General features: G+C 33.7%; 16 protein-coding genes, 1 pseudogene and 2 riboswitches. All 17 genes and pseudogenes read left to right on the forward strand.

Going from position 1 to position 23526, the window contains the following annotated elements; genetic code table 11:
- The first annotated feature begins 110 nt into the window (after positions 1 to 110).
- Positions 111 to 1145, forward strand: coding sequence for a sugar-binding transcriptional regulator (locus CIW83_RS08805; protein ID WP_094900474.1), 1035 nt, complete (start codon positions 111 to 113; stop codon positions 1143 to 1145).
- A gap of 48 nt (positions 1146 to 1193) precedes the next feature.
- A pseudogene (gap, locus tag CIW83_RS08810) lies at positions 1194 to 2197 on the forward strand (type I glyceraldehyde-3-phosphate dehydrogenase).
- A gap of 86 nt (positions 2198 to 2283) precedes the next feature.
- Positions 2284 to 3477 (forward strand): phosphoglycerate kinase, encoded by a 1194-nt coding sequence (gene pgk / locus CIW83_RS08815; RefSeq protein WP_094900475.1) that lies wholly within the window; start codon positions 2284 to 2286, stop codon positions 3475 to 3477.
- Positions 3478 to 3601: 124 nt separating this feature from the next.
- Positions 3602 to 4345 (forward strand): triose-phosphate isomerase, encoded by a 744-nt coding sequence (gene tpiA, locus CIW83_RS08820; RefSeq protein WP_094900476.1) that lies wholly within the window; start codon positions 3602 to 3604, stop codon positions 4343 to 4345.
- Positions 4346 to 4357: 12 nt separating this feature from the next.
- Positions 4358 to 5890 (forward strand): 2,3-bisphosphoglycerate-independent phosphoglycerate mutase, encoded by a 1533-nt coding sequence (gpmI, locus tag CIW83_RS08825; protein WP_094900477.1) that lies wholly within the window; start codon positions 4358 to 4360, stop codon positions 5888 to 5890.
- Positions 5891 to 5986: 96 nt separating this feature from the next.
- Positions 5987 to 7279, forward strand: coding sequence for a phosphopyruvate hydratase (gene eno / locus CIW83_RS08830; RefSeq protein ID WP_094900478.1), 1293 nt, complete (start codon positions 5987 to 5989; stop codon positions 7277 to 7279).
- Between the two features lie 287 nt (positions 7280 to 7566).
- A riboswitch (cobalamin riboswitch) is annotated at positions 7567 to 7755 on the forward strand.
- Between the two features lie 101 nt (positions 7756 to 7856).
- Positions 7857 to 8612 (forward strand): succinate--CoA ligase subunit alpha, encoded by a 756-nt coding sequence (gene sucD / locus CIW83_RS08835; protein ID WP_255374326.1) that lies wholly within the window; start codon positions 7857 to 7859, stop codon positions 8610 to 8612.
- A gap of 98 nt (positions 8613 to 8710) precedes the next feature.
- Positions 8711 to 8897, forward strand: a riboswitch (cobalamin riboswitch).
- A 399-nt stretch (positions 8898 to 9296) separates the two neighbouring features.
- On the forward strand, positions 9297 to 9920 hold the full coding sequence (locus CIW83_RS08840; protein ID WP_094900480.1) for a hypothetical protein: 624 nt from the start codon (positions 9297 to 9299) through the stop codon (positions 9918 to 9920).
- A 41-nt stretch (positions 9921 to 9961) separates the two neighbouring features.
- Positions 9962 to 10246, forward strand: a complete 285-nt coding sequence (locus tag CIW83_RS22800) for a DUF4430 domain-containing protein (protein ID WP_255374337.1) — start codon at positions 9962 to 9964, stop codon at positions 10244 to 10246.
- Between the two features lie 16 nt (positions 10247 to 10262).
- Complete coding sequence (locus tag CIW83_RS08850) at positions 10263 to 10940, forward strand: ABC transporter ATP-binding protein (protein WP_201259753.1); 678 nt, start codon at positions 10263 to 10265, stop codon at positions 10938 to 10940.
- A gap of 23 nt (positions 10941 to 10963) precedes the next feature.
- Entirely contained in the window at positions 10964 to 12751 is a 1788-nt protein-coding gene (locus CIW83_RS08855) for a hypothetical protein (RefSeq protein ID WP_094900482.1), read from the forward strand.
- A complete protein-coding gene (locus tag CIW83_RS08860; protein WP_158220062.1) occupies positions 12751 to 13200 on the forward strand; it encodes an ABC transporter permease in 450 nt (149 codons plus the stop codon). The genes CIW83_RS08855 and CIW83_RS08860 overlap by 1 nt, the downstream gene beginning before the upstream one ends.
- Positions 13190 to 14047 carry an ABC transporter permease gene (locus tag CIW83_RS08865; RefSeq protein ID WP_094900484.1) on the forward strand — a complete coding sequence of 286 codons (858 nt, stop codon included), beginning with the start codon at positions 13190 to 13192 and terminating at the stop codon, positions 14045 to 14047. The genes CIW83_RS08860 and CIW83_RS08865 overlap by 11 nt, the downstream gene beginning before the upstream one ends.
- Before the next feature lie 178 nt (positions 14048 to 14225).
- Positions 14226 to 15071 (forward strand): DUF4430 domain-containing protein, encoded by an 846-nt coding sequence (locus tag CIW83_RS08870; protein WP_094900485.1) that lies wholly within the window; start codon positions 14226 to 14228, stop codon positions 15069 to 15071.
- Positions 15072 to 15167: 96 nt separating this feature from the next.
- On the forward strand, positions 15168 to 19520 hold the full coding sequence (locus tag CIW83_RS08875; RefSeq protein ID WP_094900486.1) for a hypothetical protein: 4353 nt from the start codon (positions 15168 to 15170) through the stop codon (positions 19518 to 19520).
- A 23-nt stretch (positions 19521 to 19543) separates the two neighbouring features.
- The gene (locus CIW83_RS08880) at positions 19544 to 20407 is read left to right on the forward strand and encodes a hypothetical protein (RefSeq protein WP_094900487.1); all 864 of its coding nucleotides are present in this window, start codon (positions 19544 to 19546) and stop codon (positions 20405 to 20407) included.
- A gap of 14 nt (positions 20408 to 20421) precedes the next feature.
- Entirely contained in the window at positions 20422 to 23385 is a 2964-nt protein-coding gene (locus CIW83_RS08885; protein WP_094900488.1) for an InlB B-repeat-containing protein, read from the forward strand.
- Positions 23386 to 23526: the final 141 nt, after the last annotated feature.

Here is a 23526-nt window from a genome sequence, read left to right on the forward strand (position 1 = left end):
GTGGAATTTATATTCTACCATTTCTTTAATACAACCGGGACAAATAATACATATGTGGGTCGAAAAATGACCAGTTAAGCAATTAAAACTTCTTACTATGAGGTGATTTAATGGAAATACTAGAATTATTGAAAAAGATAACACCAGAAATTATTGAAATAATTGAAAAAAGATATCTTATTTTAAGGGCTATTTCCTATAATCAACCTATAGGGAGAAGAGCTTTGTCAGGAGAATTAGGATTTAAGGAAAGAACTATAAGGGATGAGGTAAGTATACTCAAAAATCAAGGGCTGTTAAATATAGATTTAATGGGTATGTATATCACTGATGATGGAAAAAAAATATTAGAAAATTTACACTCAATCTATGGTAACCTAAAAGGTATCCCAAAGCTAGAAGAAAGATTACAAGAGATATTAGGAATAAAGAAAATGATTATAGTACCTGGAAATTCTGCGGAAAACAGTATGGTTCTGAAGGATATGGGTAAAATTACATCTAGAGTACTGAAGAATATCATTCAACCTAAGGATATAATTGGTATAACTGGTGGAAGTACAATGGCAGTAGTAGCTGAGGAGATTACTCCTGATAATAAATCCAGAGACATAATGGTTATACCTGCAAGGGGAGGTCTGGGACGTGAAGTAGAGACTCAATCCAATTCCATAGCAGCAAAATTAGGACAGCAGTTAGGTGGGTCATATAGATTATTATATGTACCAGATGGATTGGAAGAGAAAGCCCTAGAACTTATGTTAAAAAATGAAGAAATCAGAGAATCTATGGAAATGATAAATAATATGAATACTCTTGTATTTGGAATTGGCAGAGCAGATACCATGGCTAAAAGACGAAATCTATCTGAAGAAAGAATAGAAGAATTAATTAATAAGGGAGCAGTAGCAGAAGCTCTTGGTCATTATTTTGATATTAAAGGAAACGAAATTTGGGAATTTAAGACCATTGGATTATCTCTTGAAAAGTTTAAATCATTAAATAATGTTATTGGAGTTGCAGGGGGAGAGGAAAAGGCAGAATCCATAATCTCTGTATCTACTTTGAACTCAAATATGACATTGATAACAGATGAATCTGCTGCAGAAAAGATATTGGAAATTGTGAATGAAGCTACAAAGTAGCTAAAAATATAAGAACTAAAAAATACAAATAAATAGGAGGAGTTTTTTATGGCAATGAAAGTTGGATTAAGTGGATTTGGTAGAATTGGTAGAGATGTATTAAGAGCTTATGCGGAAAATGGTGTGGATGAATTTGAAATAGTGGCAATAAATGCATCAGGTAGCTTAGAAGATTTAGCCCATTTATTTAAATATGATACTATGTATGGAAAATTTAATGGTACATTAGAAGTAGCAGAGGATGGATTTATTATTAATGGTAAAAAGATTAAAGTTGTAGGTCATAGGGACCAGCTGAGATACCTTGGAAAGACTTAGGAGTTGAATTAGTAATTGACTCAACTGGAGCATTTAGAGATAGATCGGGCTTATCTAAACATATTGAAGCAGGAGCTAAAAAAGTAATTATAACTGCTCCAGCTAAAGATGAAGATATTACTATAGTATTAGGTGTTAATGAAGATAAATATGATCCAGCTAATCATCATATTATTTCAAATGCATCTTGCACAACAAACTGTTTGGCACCAGTAGCTAAGGTAATATTAGAGAAGTTTGGTATCAAAAAAGGTTTAATGACTACAATCCATGCTTATACAAATGATCAACAAATATTAGACAAGAGACACAAGGATCTTAGACGTGCAAGAACAGCAGCACAAAATATTGTTCCTACAACAACAGGGGCTGCAAAGGCTGTAGCATTAGTGCTTCCAGAATTAAAAGGAAAACTTAATGGTTTCTCAGTAAGAGTGCCAGTGCCTACAGTTTCCATGGTAGACGTAGTATTTGAAGTAGAAAAACCAGCTACAGCAGAAGAAATCAATAAGGCATTAAAAGAAGCTAGTGAAGGTGAATTAAAGGGAATATTAGGTTACTCAGATGAGCCGTTAGTATCCTCAGATTATATTGCTGACCCTCGTTCATCAATAGTAGATGGTTTATCAACTATGGTTATTGACAATATGGTTAAAGTAATAGCATGGTATGATAATGAGTGGGGATATTCTGAAAGAGTAGTAGACCTTGCAAAATTAGTAGCTAATAAATAGGCATAAATGATATAAGGTCGGGCATATTTGCCCGACTTCATCAAATTATTATTAAGTCAGCAAATATTGGTGATGGGGGGATTTAAATGCTAAATAAAAAATCATTAAAAGATCTAGACTTTACAGGGAAAAAAGTATTGGTTAGATGTGATTTTAATGTGCCAATGGATGGAAATGGTAAAATTACGGATGATATAAGAATAACATCTTCACTACCAACTATAAATTATTTAATTGAAAAAGATGCTAAGATTATACTTATGTCACATTTAGGTAGACCAAAGGGAGAAGCAAATAAAAAGTATTCATTGAAAGCAGTAGCAGATAGGCTAACAGAACTACTTAACAAAGAAGTTATATTCGCAGAAGATGATAATGTTGTATCTAGTGCGGTGAAAAAACAAATAGATGCTATGGAAGATGGAGATGTTTTATTACTTGAAAACACAAGATTTAGAAAAGAAGAAGAAAAGAATGAAGAAAACTTCGCAAAGGATTTAGCATCATTAGGAGATTTATATGTAAATGACGCTTTTGGAACTTCTCATAGGGCTCATGCATCTAATGTAGGTGTATCCACCTATTTACCTTCTGCTGTAGGGTTTTTAGTGGATAAAGAGATATCTGTAATGGGTAAGGCTTTAGAGTCACCTGAGAGACCTTTTGTAGCCATATTAGGTGGTGCAAAGGTATCAGATAAAATAGGAGTAATAGAAAACCTTATAAATAAGGTAGATACCATAATAGTTGGTGGCGGAATGGCTTATACTTTCTTAAAGGCACAGGGATATGAAATTGGTAAATCCTTACTGGAAGAAGATAAGATTGAGCTAGCAAAGGAACTATTGCAAAAAGCAAAAGACAATAATGTCAAATTAATGTTGCCAGTAGATGTAGTAGCTGCGAGAGAATTTAAAAATGATACTGAATTTAAGACTGTTAAAATAGATAATATATCCGAGGATATGATGGGATTAGATATAGGTGATGAATCTATAAAATTATTCTCAAACCTAATCAAAGAAGCGAAGACGGTAATCTGGAATGGACCTATGGGAGTATTTGAAATGGAAAACTTTGCAAAGGGTACAGATGCCATTGCAAGAGCTATGGCGGAATCAGAAGGTATAACTATAGTTGGTGGTGGAGATTCAGCTTCAGCAGTTGAAAAATCAGGCTATGCAGAAAAAATGACTCATATTTCAACAGGTGGAGGAGCTTCCTTAGAATTTCTTGAAGGAAAAGTTCTACCAGGAATTGAGGCAATATCAGACAATTAACAATGCACAATGCACAATTAGGGAAGCAGCCGAAGGTCGCAAATAAAAGACCCAAAAGCTAGACCCCAACAATTGTGAATTGTGAACCGTGAATTGTGCATTGAATAAAGAGGGGGTAATGTTAATGCGAACTCCTATAATCGCAGGAAATTGGAAAATGAATAATACAATAAGTGAAGGACTACAATTAGTGGGAGGAATAAAATCCCACAATTTAAATCAGGACGTAGAAGCAGTTCTTTGTGTACCCTTTACTATTATCCAAGATGTAAAAAAAGCTGTAGAAAATACTAATATAAAACTGGGTGCCCAAAATATGCACTGGGAAGAAAATGGAGCCTTTACAGGTGAAATTTCTCCAAAGATGTTAAAGGAACTAGGGGTTGATTATGTAATAATTGGCCATTCTGAGAGACGTCAATATTTTAATGAAACAGATATTACAGTAAATAAAAAAATAAAAGCTGCTATTTCCCATGATATTAAGCCAATAGTTTGTGTAGGAGAGACTTTAGAGGAAAGAGAAGCAAATATAGAAAAAGATGTGGTCAAGTCTCAAATCTTAAAAGCTTTTGAGGGAATAGAAGAAAAAGACCTAGATAATATCGTAATTGCATATGAACCGATCTGGGCTATAGGTACAGGCAAGACTGCTTCATCAGATGATGCAAACGATATGATCCTTTTTATAAGGGAAACCATAGGGGAAAAATATGGTGAAAAGAAAAATGTAATTAGAATTCAATATGGTGGATCTGTGAAGCCAAGCAATATAAAAGAATTAATGGATAAATCTGAAATAGACGGTGCCTTAGTTGGAGGAGCTAGTCTAGTTGCTCAAGATTTTGTAGATTTAATAAATTTTTAATTGGAGGATAATATGGTTAAAGCACCAGTTATGCTAATAATACTTGATGGTTTTGGTATAGGAAAGGAATATAAAGGCAATGCCGTTACATTAGCTAATACACCAAATATAGATAGGTTATTTAGAGAATATCCAAATACTATTCTGGAAGCAAGTGGCTTAGCAGTTGGTCTCCCAGAAGGACAAATGGGTAATTCAGAGGTGGGGCATTTAAATATTGGCTCAGGGCGTATAATATATCAGGATTTAACTAAGATATCTAAGTCTGTAGCAGATGGCGATTTCTTCGAAAAAAGAGAATTCTTAGAAGCAATAGAAAATGCTAGAAAGAATAATTCTAAAGTTCATTTAATTGGATTAGTATCATCAGGCGGAGTTCATAGTCACAATACACATTTATATGCGCTGTTGAAACTAATGAAAAAACAGAATTTTAATAATGTTTATATACATGCAATATTAGATGGCAGAGATGTATCACCAACTGCAGGTAAAGCAGATATAAAAGAGCTAATGACCAAAATAGATGAAATAGGTGTAGGAAAAATAGCGACTATATCTGGTAGATACTATGCTATGGATAGAGATAAGAGATGGGATAGGACGAAGCTAGCCTATGATGCTTTTACTCTAGGCAAAGGTAATGAAAATGATAATCCAGTATCAGTCATAGAGAAATCCTATAATGAAGATATTACAGATGAATTTATTATTCCGACTATTATAAAAGAGAATGATGAGCCTGTTACAACTATAGATAATAATGATTCAATTATATTCTTTAATTTTAGACCAGATAGGGCTAGACAAATTACTAGAGCTTTTGTAGATGAGAATTTTGAGGGATTTGAAAGAGAGAAAAAAGTAAATACCTTTTATGTCACCATGACAGAATATGATAAAACCATAGAAAATGTAGAAGTGGCTTATACAGATGAATCACCTAGAAACACTTTGGGAGAATATATTAGCAATAAGGGATTATCTCAACTTAGAATTGCTGAAACTGAAAAATATGCCCATGTAACATTTTTCTTCAATGGAGGCATAGAAGAACCTTATGCAAACGAAGATAGGGCATTGATTCCATCTCCAAAGGTGGCGACCTATGATTTGCAGCCAGAAATGAGTGCCATAGAAGTAAAGAATGAAGTATTAAATAGATTAGGAATGGATAAATATGATTTAATCATATTAAACTTTGCAAATCCAGATATGGTAGGTCATACGGGAGTAGTATCTGCCACAGTAAAGGCTATAGAAACGGTAGATAGCTGTTTAGGAGAAATAATAGAGCTCCTTATAGAGAAGGGTGGTAAGGCACTAATTACAGCAGACCATGGAAATGCAGAAATGCTAATAAATGAAGATGGTAGTCCTGTAACATCTCATACAAGTAACAAGGTACCATTAATTCTTGTGGGATATAAGGATGTAGAACTACAAGAAGGTATTCTGGCAGATTTAGCGCCAACTATATTAGAACTGATGGGGCTAGAAAAACCAGAAGAAATGACGGGGAAATCAATTATAGTGAAAAATTAATAGTGAATAGTGAATAGTTTCGGGTAAGGACTTTAAGGTTTTAAACTATTAGTTATTCACTCTTCACTATTCGCTAAATATAAGGAGGAGTTAAATTTGAGTATAATAGTAGATGTTTATGCAAGAGAAGTATTAGATTCAAGAGGCAATCCTACAGTTGAAGTAGAAGTATGGACAGAAGATGGTGCTTTTGGAAGAGCTCTAGTTCCATCAGGAGCATCTACAGGTGCATTTGAAGCTGTAGAGTTAAGAGACGGAGATAAAGGAAGATTTCTAGGCAAGGGTGTTATGAATGCCGTAGATAATGTTAACAATATAATAGCAGAAGAAGTAATAGGAATGGATGTGTTTGAGCAAACTGCAATAGATAAATTGATGATTCAATTAGATGGTACACCCAATAAAGGAAAACTAGGTGCTAATGCAATCCTTGGAGTATCCCTAGCAGTAGCCAGAGCAGCGGCAGATGAATTAGGAATGCCTTTATATCAATATGTAGGTGGAGTTAATGCTAAAACATTACCGGTTCCTATGATGAATATACTAAATGGTGGAGAACATGCTGATAATAATGTGGATATTCAAGAATTCATGGTAATGCCTGTAGGGGCAAAAAGCTTTAGAGAAGCTCTTAGAATGGGTGCAGAAATATTCCACAATCTAAAGTCTGTTCTTAAATCTAAAGGTCTAAATACAGCAGTAGGTGATGAAGGCGGATTTGCTCCAAATTTATCTAGTAATGAAGAAGCATTAAAAACTATAGTAGAAGCTATAGAAAAAGCAGGGTATAAACCAGGGGAAGAAATAGCGCTGGCACTAGATGTAGCAGCTACAGAAATGTATGATGAAGAAAAGAAGGTTTATAATTTAGCTGGAGAGGGCAGAATTCTTACTGTAGATGAGATGATAAATTATTATGAGGAATTAGTAAACAAATATCCGATTATTTCCATAGAAGATGGTTTAGCTGAAGATGATTGGGATGGATGGAAACAGCTGACAGAAAGATTAGGGAAGAAGATTCAATTAGTGGGAGACGATTTGTTTGTTACAAATACTGAGAGATTGAACAAAGGTATAGACTTAGGAATTTCCAATTCAGTATTGGTTAAATTAAATCAAATAGGTACATTAACTGAAACATTAGATACAATTGAAATGGCAAAGATAAATGGATATACTGCAGTTATATCTCATAGATCAGGTGAGACTGAAGATACTACTATAGCAGATTTAGCAGTAGCAATGAACGCAGGACAAATTAAAACAGGAGCTCCTTCAAGAACGGATAGAGTGGCAAAATACAATCAATTACTTAGAATAGAAGATATGTTGGGAGAAGAAGCAATTTATAAAGGAAGAAAAACATTTTATAATATAAAGAAATAATATTTAGATATAAAAAGATTCTATTGCATGCAATAGAATCTTTTTATATCTAATAGGAAAAATTTGCTTTTTTTATTTCTCATTTGGGAGCTTGCTATGACCCAATGAGTTTTAAGCAGATTACCGAAATCTTTGATTTCATCCAAGTAGCTTAGGCAGTGACCCAAAAAAGGCTTCCTTATAATACTTATTTAGAAGCCTTTTTTATATTTAAGAGAAGATTTAGAAACAAATAAGAGGACTTAAATTTGACAATTCATATTGCCTATGATATATTCTACTTAAAATTTAATATTTTATTCATTGGTATAATCTTATATATAAGATTATTTAAAAGGGAAGTTCGGTTTAAATCCGACACGGTCCCGCCACTGTGATAGATAGAGCCTTGCAGATGCCACTGTATTTAAAGTATGGGAAGGCGTAGGGTTTGTTATTCTTAAGTCAGGAGACCTGCCAATGAAAAAAACGCTGTTTATTACTCACGCGGATGAGGAGGTGTTATTTATAAGGTAGATTAAATATTTATTCTACTCTATTGATAATATCCTTTCTATTGCAGAAAGGTTTTTTTGTTTTGGAATATTTGTCTTGTAAAACTAAGGAAGCTGTAGATAACACTGGCGCTAATGTTTCTATAATATATGTTCCGGCAAAGTTTGCAGCAGATGCTATATTGGAGGCTGTGGATTTAGAATTAGATATGGTAATCTGTATTACCGAGCATATTCCTATAAAGGATATGGTAATGGTTAAAAGATATATGGAGGGTAAGAAGACCAGATTAATCGGGCCTAATTGTCCTGGGATTATAACACCTGATGAGTGTAAGATTGGTATTATGCTCGGATATATACACAGGAAAGGAAGAATAGGAGTTGTATCTCGTTCTGGTACTTTGACATATGAAGCAGTTCATCAACTATCACAAAAGGGAATAGGACAATCAACAGCCATAGGAATTGGAGGAGATTCTGTGAATGGAACAGATTTTGTCGATGTATTAAAGGCTTTTAACGAGGATGAAGATACCGATGCTGTAATTATGATTGGAGAAATAGGAGGAAATGCAGAAGAAAAGGCAGCTTTGTGGATTAAAGAAAACATGAAGAAACCAGTAGTGGGTTTTATAAGTGGAAAGACAGCTCCTAAGGGAAAAAGAATGGGGCATGCAGGAGCGATTATCTCGTCAGGTAAAGGAACTGCAGAAGAAAAAATAAGGATAATGAATGACAGCGGAATATATATGTCACAATCACCTACGGCTATAGCTGATACTTTGATTAGGGCATTAAAGGATAGTAATCTTTGGAGAACTGAATATAAAGATTGATATTAAAAGTTTATTTTTATAATTAGATAGAGAAGTTTAATAGTTAATACTCTAAATCTATTGTTTAAATCCCAAATATGGTATATAATGGAATCAATCTGAATATTAATTGCTTAGGTTCTTTATATAATAATGATTAAAAGACAATCATGTGTAAATCATGAACGGTCCGGCCACTGTAAATGGAGAGCGATCTTTTAATATACCACTGGAAATATTTCTGGGAAGGTAAAAGAGAGCAACGACCCATAAGTCAGGAGAACTGCCTAAGTAATATTTTTCATTAGCCTTCCGGGATTGAGGCAAGATGTAATAAGTATGTGTATTTGTATATAATTATACTTAGATAAAATGTCTTAATCTCTAGAGGTTAGGACATTTTTATTATTTTAGGGGGGAGCTGATCTGCAAACATGAATGATAAAAGTTTTAACTTAAAGCTTACAGAGAGGGAAAAGAACCTTATAGAACTAATAAGAAATACGGAATTTGGAGAAATAAAAATTATAATCCAAAATAGTGAGCCCATAAGTTGAAGAGTTAAAAAGATCGATAAAATTATAGAATATGCTGACCAGAAAACTGGAGGCACTACTTATAAGAGGTAGTGTTTTTTTATTTTTGTAGGGATTTAATTGAAAAATTCCAATACACGTTATATTAACCTAGTATGGAGGTGGTAAGATGAATAGAAATATCATGAAAAAATTAATTCTTTTTATCATTTTAATTACATTAGTGATTCCTTTAACAGGATGCTTTTCAGATAAGGCTGAGGGAGCAGGCAGTAACGGAGATTTGGAAATAGATTATCTTGTAGAGAAAAAAGAAGATAAAGAAAATTTAAAAGCAACTTCTTTACTTGCACAGATGAGAGAAAAATTATCACCAAAAAATGAGGTCGAAACTGAAATTCAAATAGAGGAAGAAGATATAGTTCAGCAGGATAAAAAAGAACTGTCATTTTGGGAGAAGTTAAGACTAAAGAATTCAGAGAGAGGAAAAGATGAAGAATTAGACCTTGTATCGAAAATAAAGGAAGAAGAAAAAGACAATGTTGAAATAAAGCCAACAGAAAACAAGAAAAAAGACAGCTTCCTTGAGCAAAATATAAAGGTGAAAGAAGACAAAAAGGAAGAAGAAAAGAAAAAAGAAGAAAATAATACTAAGGATAACGAGAATAGACAGGAAAATGAAGACAAAGAGCCAGAGGAACAAAAATCAAAGGTAAATACAGTAACCCTTACTATACGCTGTGATACTGCTGTGAATAAAGAGATGCATAAGGACCCAAAGTTTAAAGGATAGTACCTCCCAGTGGAGTTATCTTATCTACAACTACATTTAAAATAAAAGAGGGGGATACGGTATTAAATGTATTAGAAGCTGCAAGGGATAAATATAAAATACAGATGAGATATACCGGTACCAAAGAATCAGCATATGTGGAAGGGATAAATAATCTTTATGAATTTGACGGGGGCCGCTGGAGTGGATGGATGTACTGTGTAAATGGCTGGTATCCTAACTATGGGGCTGGAGTCTACGTATTACAGTCAGGAGATGTAATAGAGTGGAATTATACCTGTGATTTAGGTAAAGACTTAGGTCAAGATTGGTTAATGGGAAATTAGATAAGAGGAGAATATAATGTCTTTTATTGAGTTGAGGAACATAAAGAAGGAATTTAAAATAGGGGAAAATATTGTAAAAGCTCTTGACGGAATTAATCTATCTGTTGAAAAAAAAGAATTTATCAGCATCACTGGACGTTCAGGTTCAGGAAAGTCAACATTGTTAAATATTTTAGCTGGATTGGAAAAATCAACGGATGGAGAGATTATAATTGAGGGAGAACATATTGAAAAGATGGGAGAAGGACAGAGAATAAGGTTTAGGCGTGAAAATATAGGATTTATATTTCAGTCGTACAATCTATTGTCTCAATATACTGCCCTAGAAAATGTAGCTCTCCCTCTGGCATTAAAAGGAATTGAACCAAAGGAAAGAATTGAGAAAGCTAGGGAAATGATGAAACAGGTTGGAATAGAAAGCCATGAAAATCATAAACCTAATGAGATGTCCGGAGGGCAGCAGCAAAGAGTTGGAATTGCTAGAGCATTGATAACAGTTCCTGCTATTGTACTTGCAGACGAACCTACAGGTAATTTAGATACTAAAACAAGTATAGAAGTAATGGAATTATTAATTAATCTTTTTAAGGAAAAGGGGACTACCTTCTTGCTAGTTTCCCATGATGAAGTAGCTAAAAATTATACGGAAAGAACGATTAATCTACTAGATGGCAAAATAGTAGACATTGAATAAATATTTAGGGGGACAATGTTAATATGAAGAAAAAACAATATCCAATTCTTTGTCTTATACTAGCAATTCTGATGATGGCAGTTACGTCTAATGTCATTTGGGCAGATACAACTACAAAGCCTGTTGTTAATCAAGATAAGGTGGAAGGAGCAGATAAGAAGGCAATAGTAATTGCAGATACAGGTGCATCTGCCGCCTCTGGAAAACCAGGAGAAACTATCACTATAGAACTTCCTCTAGCAGTAAACAGAGAATATCTACCAACAAGAAAGTATGTACTTAGAAATATTACAATAGAACCGGTTATACCCATAAAGCAAGAGGATATGAAAAAGTGGCCTTTTCAAATAAATCAGACAAGCTATGTAAAAAAAATGGAAGATATGACCTATGGAAGTATGGCAGATGTATTTTATAGCTTTAAAATATCTGAAACAGCAAACAAAGGACTTTATCCTATTGCATTTTTAATAAATGCAACAGTATGGAGATTAGATGATATAAATGGGACCAATATAAAGGAAGATGTAGAATTTCAGATTGTGACCTATGTAAATGTACTGGAAGATGGAAGTCAATCACAAAAGATTAATGAATTAGGGGCATTGTCAATAGCAGCAGTTGATGAGGACGGTGCTATAATACCTGCACCCTCGGGAAATGCAGGACAGAGAGTAAAGCTTAGACTTCCCGTTGTAAATAATGGAGGGAATCTATCAAATATCAGTATAACTCCTGTGATATCTACATCATTAGATGAATGGCCCTTTGTAGTAGAAGCTGTAAACTATGGAAAAAGCCTGCCAGATATGAAACACGGAGAAATAGCCTTCTTAGAATACGACTTTAAAATATCCCCTAATATTTCCGAGGGAGCGAAACCGATTAACTTCAGAGCAACATATAAAGAAAATGACGTATATATGGAAAGTTTATTTTCGGCATATATCAATGTGGCAAAGGGAAAACCGGAGATAAAGGAACTCCCTGATTCTGTGCCTAAATTAATAGTTACAGGCTATAGCACAGAACCGGAAATAATATATGCAGAGGATGAATTTCAGCTGATCTTAAACTTACAAAATACTTCTTATAATTCAACTATAAAAAATGCAGGTATTGTATTGACCTTAGAAGAAAATAGTATCATGCCTGCTAAAGGGGAGAGCGATACCAAATATATAAATTCATTGAAGCCAAGAGGAACTACCAGCTGTACTTTTAAGCTTAAGGCATTACCTACAGTCTTAAATCCTACTTCTACAATTGCAGTTACTATGGATTATGAAAATGAAAAGGTGGTAAAGGGAACCGCTGCTCAAGGAATAGTAATTCCCATTAAACAGAAAATGGAGGTATCAGTAGAAGAACCTATAATCTATGACGAAGATACTGTCGTAGGAGATCCGATGGCTGTAAGTATGGCAATTGTAAATAAAGGAAGGACTAAGGCATTTAACCTAGAAATTGATATTGAAAGTGAAGATATTCTTATGTTTGAAAAATATTATGGAGGGGATCTGATACCTGCAGGTAAACATAGTGCAGATTTTCAAATTATTGGAGGGAAAACAGGAACTTTGACAGGTGATTTTGTAATAACCTATGAAGACGTAGATGGAGAAGTATTTGAAGAGAGAAAGCCCTTCCAGGTGGAAACACTTATTGAAACCTCTGACAAGGATAAAATAATTCAGGAAGAAATTCAGCAGCCTAAAAAGAATTTAGTATTACCTTGGGTGGGAGGAACAGGAGGAATCGCAGCTATTGTTTTGGGATATTTATATAGATTTAAATGGAGGAAGAAGTAATGAGGTTTTCAGATTTTTTTCGTATGGGATTTATAAATCTAAGGCGAAGAAAAGTGCGAACTATTTTAACAGCTGCAGCCATGGCAGTGGGAGTAGCCTGTATAGTGGTACTTATATCAATTGGAATTGGCTATAACCAAACATATCAGGAGTCTATCTCCGAAATGGGAAGTCTGACTAAAATAGATGTAACTCCTCAAAGGGAAACAAAGGGAAAAGTAGCTTTATTAAATGATAAAGCAGTATCAGCATTTAAGAAGTTAAATGGAGTGGGGGCTGTGACTCCCGTTGTACAAGTAGTTCCTTATTTAAAAAGTGGGAAGTATGTGGCTCCTATTAGATTATATGGAATTGACCTGACAACAGCAGAAAGTTTTCAGATAACTCCATTGAAAGGAGAATTACCCCTAAAGTACCAAGCTTGTACCTCAGATTATATTGACAGATGATGTAGCAGATTCCTTTGCAGACCCTCAAACATGGGAGCAAGTTAAGGATATGAAAAGCAAGCCCTTGATAGACCCTATGAATAGAAACATTAAATTAACTTTTGATTACAATACATTATCAGGACAATATACAGAAGGGGAAGACGGTAGAGCAGTACCAAGTGGAAATATCTATAGAATAGAAGTTACAGGAATAACTAGCATGCAGAATTATACATACTCTACTTCCGGATTTATACAGCTTAAAATATTAGAGGAATTAATAGAGGGCAATACGGATTTTTTACCACCTTCCAATACAGCCAATGATATGAAGAATATAAAGACCTATCCACTGGTATGGATAAAAGCAGATGATATAAAAAATGTACAGGGTATTACAGATGTAATAAGAAAGGCTGGATTTGAAACCTATTCCTTAAACGATATGCTAGAATCGGTAAAAAAACAATCAAGACAGATTCAAGGGATGTTGGCGGCAATTGGTGCAGTAGCACTTTTAGTAGCTGGTATTGGAACAGCCAATACTATGATGATGGCAATCAACGAAAGAACTAAGGAAATAGGCATACTCAAGGTTTTAGGAACTGATCTGGGAGATATAGTAAAGATGTTCTTAGTAGAATCTGCAATAATAGGAGTTATAGGAGGAACCATAGGACTTTTTGTTAGCTTTATACTACAAAGACTGTTGCCAGTACTATTGAAGGAGATGGAAGTCCTTTCTATTATACCAATTTGGTTAGCAGGAGGAGCGGTGATATTTGCAGTATTTGTAGCGGTAATATCTGCGCTGGGACCAGCAATAAATGCTATGAGAGTCAGTCCCCAAGTGGCCATAAGCTGAATAAGTAGCGATTTGGTTAAAGTGTAGTTTATTATAACTAAACCAAAAGATTGGAGGTGCATAAAGGAATAGAGAATAACAGGGAACTCACATCCTTAGGAAAGACACAAAACAATTGTTTTATGAAATAGGTTCATAAGATAGAGAAAAAACTTATAAAAAGAAAGGGGATAAGAATATGTTTAAGAACAAAAAAAGATTATTAAGCCTTATACTAACCTTAGTATTAGTATTGGGAATGAGTGTATCATCATTTGCGGCAAATGATGACTATTTAACATTTGAAGTTGTGGGAGAAACTATTATTCCTTCATATAATGAGGTGACAGTAGAAGGAATAACAAGAAGAACTTACTATTTGGAATTCCAAGATAATATAAATCTTTCAGATGTACCGCTGAAAACTAGTTTTAACCTTCCAGGATATACTTTATATGTTGATGGAGTACCAACCACATCTGGAACAGTAAGAAACGTAGACTTTTCAACTGGTTATGTAGAATTCTTATTAGATAATGGATTGGGCAGCGAATATGAATATTATGTAAATGCTGGCGTAAATGGTGTTGATGTTCTAATATCTGTCAGCATTGATATTCATAATGTAAAAGATTGGCTCAATGGAACTTATGATGGTGCATTTCCAGCACCAAATCCTAATGCAGATTTAACTCTAAAGGATAGGATGCAGGATGCAGTAGATGGCTTTGAACAGTTGCCAGTAGTAATGCCAGTAGTGATGAAGGTAGGAGATTCAGCAATGGATGCTTTAATAGAAGCAAGAACTAACTATGGGTTCTATACAGTAGGAGCAGAAAGTAATTATATCTCCGCAATGGGAAAGACTTCATCCACAACATTATCTGCATTTGATATTAACAGCTATTCAGGCTGGATGTATAAGATGAATGGTGAGATGCCAAATGTAGGAGCGGGACAATATACTTTAACCAGTAGTGATGAAACTATGGAATGGGGATTCACCTTAGATTGGGGACAAGATTTAGGAGGAGCACCTTGGTAAGATTTATATAATAGTGGCTGATATAGCTTAAGGTTAGGAAATGCTATCTGGACTAAAGTATGATAGCATTTCCTAATTAAAATAATGGAGGAAAAAATGTATAAGAAAAATAAAATAAATTCTAAAATCATTATTTTTACAATATTATTATCAATTATTTTAAATACATTTGGTAATTTAGTGTTATATGCTGAAAAAATTGAATGGTCCTTATTTAAATTTACTACTATAAATGCCAAGGAATACAATAGAATTTTGAACGGAAATTTAGAAAGTATTAATATAAATTCAAATTTTTTAAATTCCCTGGCAATAGGTTTAGAAATCCAAGGACAAGGAGGAAATTATGTAGGTATTCCATCTGATAAAGATATTAATTCATATGAACTGACTCTTACAAAAGCAGTGGTGCCTTCTTATTATTCTAATCCAGGTGGTTTGCCATTAGATGGAAAAAAGACAGATTATTTTTTACCTGTACCTCATCAATATACTTGGACATATGATAATGGAAATAAATTAGATACAATGCCAATCTGGTTTATGCTTAAAATAAACAGAGGTGACGATCAGTCTAAATGGACAGATGTAAAGGATGTAGAAGACTTATGGACTCCTTTTGTAAATGCATATGATGATTTGATGACTTTAGCAGAAGAAATAGAAGCGCAAGGTTTACCAAGAAATGTAAACGACTATCACCCTAATCATGCTGGATACTTAAAGGCTGCGGCCAATGATTGGTCAAAGATTTTACAAAAAAATTATTTTGATCCTCGGTTAGATTTTGATGAGAAGGGTAATCCATACCCTAAAAAATTTGATCGTGATTTAAGAAGAGAACAAATAGAAGCTGCAATTGAAACTATGTATACCCATGCAGATTATGTAAAAAGCCATAGGGTAAATGAGCCTGAGATACTAGATTTTGAAGTAGATGGATATCACGGAATTATAGATAAAAAGAATAACAAAGTAACTCTATATGTTGGAGATGACACCTTATTAAGTTTAGATAATGTAAAGATAACTACTCCGGATTGGGTAGTAGCCAAGTATAAAAGCGGAGAATTGAAATCGGAAAAAATTGCCATATATAGCGTACAAGCCATAGATGCACTTTATGAAAAATATGGTGCAAAACCTTATGATAATATAAAAAAGGACTGGAAAATTCAAGTCGTTGAAGGAGAACCACAGGTTATTATAAATTCTGTTAGATATACTAGTCCTGAAGGAAAAAAAGTAGAAGGAATTATAGAAGATAATGAAATAACCTTAAATATCCCTTTTGGAGTGGATTTAGAGAAGCTTCCGTTGGAAATATACTATTCTGGAGATGAAATATACTACATAGATAAAAATGGAGATGAAGCAATCTTTAAAAATAAGGATAAACTTAATGCAAGGAATCCTATAACTTTAAAAGTAAAACAGAATGGAATAATAAAGGAGTATATATTAAATGTAAATACTTCTAAAGCCCAAGGAAATAAAATATTATCCTTTAAAATAGGAGAATATCTTGGAAGTATAAATCATGAAGAAGGGACCGTAGAAGTAAAGGTTCCTTATGGAACGGATTTAACAAAGTTAAAGCCTATCATAGAGATAGATTTTCGTGCAGCCATAAGTCCAAGGTCCAATGAGTTGCAAGATTTGTCTAAGGAAGTTCAATATAAGGTTACATCAGAATACGGCGATACCAAGACTTATAGGGTTAATGTAATATATGAAAATTCTGCAGAAGGAAATGAAATATTGTCCTTTAGAGTTGGTAGTATAGTGGGGATTATCAATGGGAAGGACATAACCTTGACTGTTCCTTCTAATAGAGATTTAAAAAATATAAAGCCATCAATAGAAATTTCTCCATACGCTAAGGTAGTGCCTGCCAGTGGAGAAGCTGTAAATTTTTCAAAGGGAAAGGTTACTTATACAGTAACAGCACAAAATGGGAGCTCTAAATTATATTATGTTGAGATAAAGTCAGATGGAGAAGAAAAACCAGGTCCTGATAAGGGATATTTAAATAAGTTAAAAACTATCAGAACTAATATAAAAAACAGATATGAGTCCAGTGCATCAGATGATTGGGAGTGGATGAATCTAGGGTTTTATGAGGGAATAGAGAATGGGTTTGAAGATGGCATAAGAAAAAATGCAGAAGATTTACCTAAAAGATTTGATTTATATAAGGAAATTAGAGATTTAAAAACTATAAAATTGACAGACATGGCAAGGGGAGTAATGATGCTTACCGCCATGGGAATAGATGCAAGTAATTTAGAACAGTATAAAATAAACGGAGAACCGTTTAAAACTGGAAATGGTGTGGAAACAGTAGATTTAACAGATAATATATATAATTATTCCCGTGACAGCGGGACAGTAAATGATTTCATATTTGGACTAATCTCGTTAGATATGGGAAATTATTCTGTTCCAGATAATGCAAGATATACTAGAGAAAATCTGTTGGATATTATTTTGGATCATAAGTACGGTACAGATGACTTTGGTATAGACATGGTTGCAATGCTTATGCAGTCCTTATACCCTTATAGAGATGATCCCACCTATGGAGAGAGAGTCAGAGACAAATTGGATGAGGGTTTAGATATCATATTAGGTCATAAAACAGTTCTAGGGGTAGAGTCAATGAGAGATGATTATATGTTCGAAGCTTGGGGAGCTATAAACAGTGAATCTGCGGACCAAGTAATTATAGCTCTATGTTCCATGGGAATAGACCCTTATTCTGATGAAAGATTTTCAAGTGGATCGGAAGATAATTTAATATATAATGTGATAGATAAATTTGTAACTAGAAATATGGATGGATTTGGTCATGACAGTAATGGTTATAATTTTATGGCAACTTACCAAGGAATGTATATGCTTCAATGGTATATAAACTTTATAGAAGAGGGAAGTAAGCCTTATTCCCTATATTATGATGGAGTGCCCTTTGATTTTAGCAAAAATTTTAGCAGTGAGACTGAAATTATCTATTTTGAACTTCTAGGCAAGAAGGGAAATATTCACCATGAAAATGGTATCATAAAAATCGAACTGCCAATAGGAACCACAGATGAGGAATTGAATACGATGCCTATTATAGAGATTTCTGAAAATGCATCCATTAGTCCTTCCATAGATATAGCTCAAGACTTTACAAAGGAGATTTCCTATACTGTAACTGCTGAAGACGGGAGTACAAGAAAGATATATAGGATTATAGTGGAGAAGAAAGAAGATGTATTAAGTGGGGAGAAAGAAATAGAATCCTTTATTATAAGGGAATTCTCTAAGGCTAAAGTCAATATAAATAAACAAAAAAGGGAAATAACTGTAATTCTCCCTAGTGATACGAAAGAATCCAAGCTGAAGAACCTAGTAGTATCTATGGAGTACAAAGGTGAAAGTATAACTCCTGATCCCAATGAACATCGAGATTATACTCAGGATGTAATATATACTGTAACAGCCAAGGATGGATCTACGGCTGACTATATTGTAAAGGTATCTATAGAAAAGGCAGATGAATATGAATTTACGAAGTTTGTACTTCGTGGTGTAGAGGGAGAAATAGATACTGTTTTCAATGAAATAAAGATAAATCTTCCCTTTGGAGCTTATGTAGAGAATATAAAGCCAAATGAAGTGGAGTATGAGCCTAAGAAGAGTACTACATCCATAGTGCCTGCACCTACTATTTTAAGAAGCTTTGAAGACGAAAATATATATAAAATAGTACCTTATCCGGCAGATAATACAGTGGAATACAATATAAAAATAAACTATGTGGAAGCAGGGGGAAACAGTGAGATTACTGGATTTTCTATAGAGGGACATACTGGGAAAATAGATAAAAATTCAATAACTCTCAATATACCAGAGGACAAGACTGAAAAGCAATTTAAAGAGGAATTAAAGGGTAAAATTCCAAAGATAAATTGGACAGGAAAATCAATAGACCCTATGCCTAATGGAAAAAATAACTCCCTGGAAGATTATTTAAAGGATTATGTCCTCTCAGATGAAGCAGGTAATGTGAATACCTATATTGTAAAATTCATCGGAGGCAACGGAGGGGTAGCCCCTGAGAATCCAGATAAAGATAAGATAGAGATTATCTCCTTTACTATAAATGGAATAAACGCAACTATAGACAACGAAAGTGGAAGGATTTTCATAGAGATTCCCTTTGAAATGGAAAATTATAGGGTGTTTCCTATAATCGTAGTAAGTAAGGATACTAGCATATATCCTGACTTAAGTCAGTCCATAGATCTAAGAAAAAATAATGTATATACCCTCCAAAAAGGAGATATCTATAAGCAGTATAGCCTCATAGTAAGAAGAACGGAACCAAAGCCTTCTACATTACTATGGAGGTATATGGAGGAAAATTTGGATATACCCTATTATCAAAGAGTTGATTAAAAAAGTATAAAGGATGATGTTAGATGAAAGAGAATATAAGAAAGATTCTTAGTTTATTTTTGACGGGAATATTGCTTTTTGGTAGTATTCCTACATATGCTAATTTCACAGAGGGAAATATAATCTTAAACAAAGAAGAATTAGGACCTCGTGGAATTACAACTCTCAGCAAAGAAGGATTTACATTAAAAATAAAAGTAACCATTGCAAATGGGCTTAAATCACAAGTATATGTAAATGATGAATTATATAGTTCAATTGTAACTATGACAGTGAAGAATGGAGATAAGATAAATCTAAAAGCAGGACAAGGAGAAAATGAAAGATTTGTTCAATGGACTGCTCAGTATAAAAAAGGAATGAATACCGTTAGACCAAATACTTCATTTGGGTCCCAGAAGGATTTAGAAACTACATTTACTGTAACTGATGATCTAAAGAATGCAAAGAATAATGAGCTTACAATAATTGGAAATTTTACAGCAGTTAAGCCTGTGAGTATAAGGGTTGAACCATTAGATGTAGAAGGATTGAGCGCTGAATCCGAACAGAATGGAGTGATAGTTGGGGAAGATATAGTATTATCGGCAAAATGTGAAAATGAAGACTATCAATTTTCATTTTGGGAATTGGATAAAGCTGCAATACATCCTGAACTTATAAATAAAGATGTGAATATAAATGCCCCAAACATGAAATTTATAATTGATCCAATCATAGGGAGATATAATGAATTTAATATTATTGCACATTTTGAAGAAAAATCAAATCCTAAAGTGAAGATAAAGGATATGACAACTAAAGATGTAGAAATATATTATGCAGAAGAATATAAATTACCTAAAACTGTTGAAGTGGAAATGACCGATGGAAAAAAAAAGAATTAGATGTAGAATGGACAATGAACCTTGTTGATTCTTACAGAATAGGAACACAAACCTTTTATGGAGCTATATTTGGATATGGCGGAAATCCATATGTTGTATTAAACCTAACAGTAAAGGAAAGAGATAAAACTAATTCTCAAATACAATTAAATATAAATAGTATTGACAAGGTTAAAGATCCCACATTAAAAATAGGAGTTGTTTCGGGAGAGGAATTAAAAGGAACTATAACTCTGGAGAAAGGTAAAAATGAAATAGCAGAGATAAAAGCAATAGATGGCGAAAAAACTAGGTTTAGAGAATGGAAGGCCAGTGGTCTACGAGCTTATGAAAATGAAGAGTTTAATGATCTTTTAGGGAATCGCTTAGATCCTATGACTACATTTAGAATAGATGATAGATTATTTGGGTTAGATAAAAATAGAGTTGATATTAAAGCAAATTTTGATTTTTTTAATAATATTAAGGTTGCAACTAATTATCCCGATATTCCTGAACTTAAGGCAACTTCTAGCCATGAAAAGGCGGTTAAAGGGGATAAGGTCAGATTAACAGCTACCTCTGACAATAAGAACTATAAGTTTTCAGGGTGGAAATTTTATCCTATTATTGTAGGAACAGGAACGCCTAATCCTGATGTAGATTTGAAAGCTTCAGAAATAGAATTTGAAATGATAGAGATACCTGGACTCGAATTAGAAATAACTGCATACTTTGAAGAAAAACAAGATTTGACAATAAAGCGAATAGATGGAATAAAGGCAGAAGCATATGTAGGAGAGGAGTATAAATTACCGGAAGAAGTAAAAGCAATAATGAGTGATGACAGTGAAGCCTTTGTAAAAGTAACAAGTTGGAATCCTGAGAAAGCAGATACAAGTAAAGCTGGAACTCTACCGTTTTTCGGGAAAGTAGATGGTTATAGTCCTGTTGTAAGTTTAAAATTGACAGTGAAGGAAAGGGAGCAGGAAACTATAATCTCCATAGAGGATATTGAAACAAGTATAGAAGTAGGTGAAGGCTATCAGCTTCCTAAAACAGTAACTGTAAAGATGAGTGACAAGACAAATAGAGAAATGCCAGTTATATGGACGCCAGATACTGTGGATTTAACAAAGATAGGAGAGCCACAGATATTTACTGGAACAGTAGCAGGATATGATAGAGAAGTTAAATTAACATTAACAATAAAAGAAAAAGAGCCTATAGAAGAGATTTTGGAAATAAAAGCAGTAGAACTTTTAAAAGATGGACAACTTGTTGCAAAAGGACAGATTAGTGGTAAAGAAATTACCATTCCCCTTCCAAAGGATATGAATCAAGAGGAAATAGATAGCATAGGTATAGGAGGATATGTTCTTAAAATTACAGCTACAGATGGAGTAACTATAGAGCAGGAAGATGGATATAAAGGGCCATTCTGGCAAGAGGGAAAGGCAATTAATATCATATATGCAGATACTCCGACTAAGTTCATACTTCATGGTGAAAACAGTACAGAAGAATATGTTCTAACTATTAAAGTTTCGGCAGAGGAAAAACAAAAATACACAATAAACTTCAACACCAATGGGGGAAATAGTATTTCATCTCAAGAAATAGAAGAAGGTAATAAAGCTATAAGACCTAGTAATCCCATTAAAAATGGTTATACATTTGTAGATTGGTATAAGAATTCAAACTTAACTCAAGTTTTTGACTTCAATACTCCTATAAATGAAAATATAACCTTGTATGCAGAATGGGAAGAGGTTAAGGCTGATCAGAATGAATTCATAATTATATTTGATAGTATGGGGGGAAGTAGTGTCAGTTCACAGAATGTAATAGAGGGACGAACAGCTATCCAGCCAAAGGACCCGATTAGAAACGGATATAGGTTTATAAACTGGTATACAGAATCCAGCTTAAATAATATATTCAATTTCAATACATCTATTACAAAGGATATAAGTCTATATGCAAAATGGGAGAAGGCAGAAGAACCTACAACAGAACTTCCTAGAATCATAAGATTTTCATTGCTAGGATATGAAGGTTCAATAGATGATAGAAATGAAAGAATTACAATAAGTCTTCCATATAATATAGAGCTTAGAAATTTAGTACCAAGTATAACTATATCAGAAGGAGTTACTATTTCACCAAGTAAAGACGTAGCACAAGATTTTAATAGAACTGTTTATTATACAGTATATGGAGCAAATAATACTCAGAAGACCTATAGGGTGGTAATAAATATGCCAACAGAAAGAGAAGAGTCTCGCTATTGGGATGATTATTATGAAAACTATAAGAAAGAGCGAGACGATTATTACAAAAAAAGGGGAGAAATTTCTTGGTGGGAATTAGCTAAGGAAGCTAAAGAAAAAAGAGCAGAAGAGGAATTAAAAATACAAGCAGAAAGAGATGAGAAGCTAATACTGAAAGAGAGGGCAAAGATTTTAAATGATGTAGGTAAGATTGGGTCAAGAGCTAGAAATAGTCGTAGCTCCTTGATGATAAATGATCGCTTTAACCATATAGAGATTATGCCTACTGTAGCTGACTTTAAACCAGAATTCAGCAATATAATAACTATACCTAAGGATGTTCTGACAGTATTGTCTAATGGAGAATATGAATTCATAAAATATAGCACTGGAGTTGTAAATATAGAGATATACCCCTTTATGGAAACAGCATCTGGATTAAAACTAAATCTATGTGATGTATCTAAGGATATACGAGATAAATGGAATAAAGTAAAGGGGAATGGCTATATATTTCAAGTAGAATCAGATTCTACTAAGGGCGGATTTTCCTATGAATTGAATTTGGAAAAACAATATCCGGCTGAAAAGCTTAGATTTGTAAAATATAATTATATGAAAGGCAACTTTGAAGATGTTCCTCCAGAAAAATGGTATGTATTCGGTGGAAAACTCCGTTGCGACAAAGTTTCAGCAGGGATTTACGGAATAATCTATAAAGACTAGAATATCAGTAATGCACAATTCACAGTTCACAATGCACAATTTAAAAGATATAAAGATTAAATTCGCTGTTTTAATTGGGCATTGTGAACTTTAAGCAAGGTACTAAAATGGTAGTTTCCAATTTTGTGTATATTGCTTAGC

This window comes from Tissierella sp. P1, from assembly GCF_002266425.1.
In the GTDB taxonomy this organism is placed as follows: domain Bacteria; phylum Bacillota; class Clostridia; order Tissierellales; family Tissierellaceae; genus Tissierella; species Tissierella carlieri.

Bases quoted from the DNA above. Each gene is read 5' to 3' on its own strand.
- CIW83_RS08805 (WP_094900474.1), top strand. From the start codon at position 111: ATGGAAATACTAGAATTATTGAAAAAGATAACACCAGAAATTATTGAA.
- pgk (WP_094900475.1), top strand. From the start codon at position 2,284: ATGCTAAATAAAAAATCATTAAAAGATCTAGACTTTACAGGGAAAAAA.
- tpiA (WP_094900476.1), top strand. From the start codon at position 3,602: ATGCGAACTCCTATAATCGCAGGAAATTGGAAAATGAATAATACAATA.
- gpmI (WP_094900477.1), top strand. From the start codon at position 4,358: ATGGTTAAAGCACCAGTTATGCTAATAATACTTGATGGTTTTGGTATA.
- CIW83_RS08840 (WP_094900480.1), top strand. From the start codon at position 9,297: ATGAATAGAAATATCATGAAAAAATTAATTCTTTTTATCATTTTAATT.
- CIW83_RS08850 (WP_201259753.1), top strand. From the start codon at position 10,263: ATGTCTTTTATTGAGTTGAGGAACATAAAGAAGGAATTTAAAATAGGG.
- CIW83_RS08855 (WP_094900482.1), top strand. From the start codon at position 10,964: ATGAAGAAAAAACAATATCCAATTCTTTGTCTTATACTAGCAATTCTG.
- CIW83_RS08860 (WP_158220062.1), top strand. From the start codon at position 12,751: ATGAGGTTTTCAGATTTTTTTCGTATGGGATTTATAAATCTAAGGCGA.
- CIW83_RS08870 (WP_094900485.1), top strand. From the start codon at position 14,226: ATGTTTAAGAACAAAAAAAGATTATTAAGCCTTATACTAACCTTAGTA.
- CIW83_RS08875 (WP_094900486.1), top strand. From the start codon at position 15,168: ATGTATAAGAAAAATAAAATAAATTCTAAAATCATTATTTTTACAATA.
- CIW83_RS08880 (WP_094900487.1), top strand. From the start codon at position 19,544: ATGAAAGAGAATATAAGAAAGATTCTTAGTTTATTTTTGACGGGAATA.
- CIW83_RS08885 (WP_094900488.1), top strand. From the start codon at position 20,422: ATGAACCTTGTTGATTCTTACAGAATAGGAACACAAACCTTTTATGGA.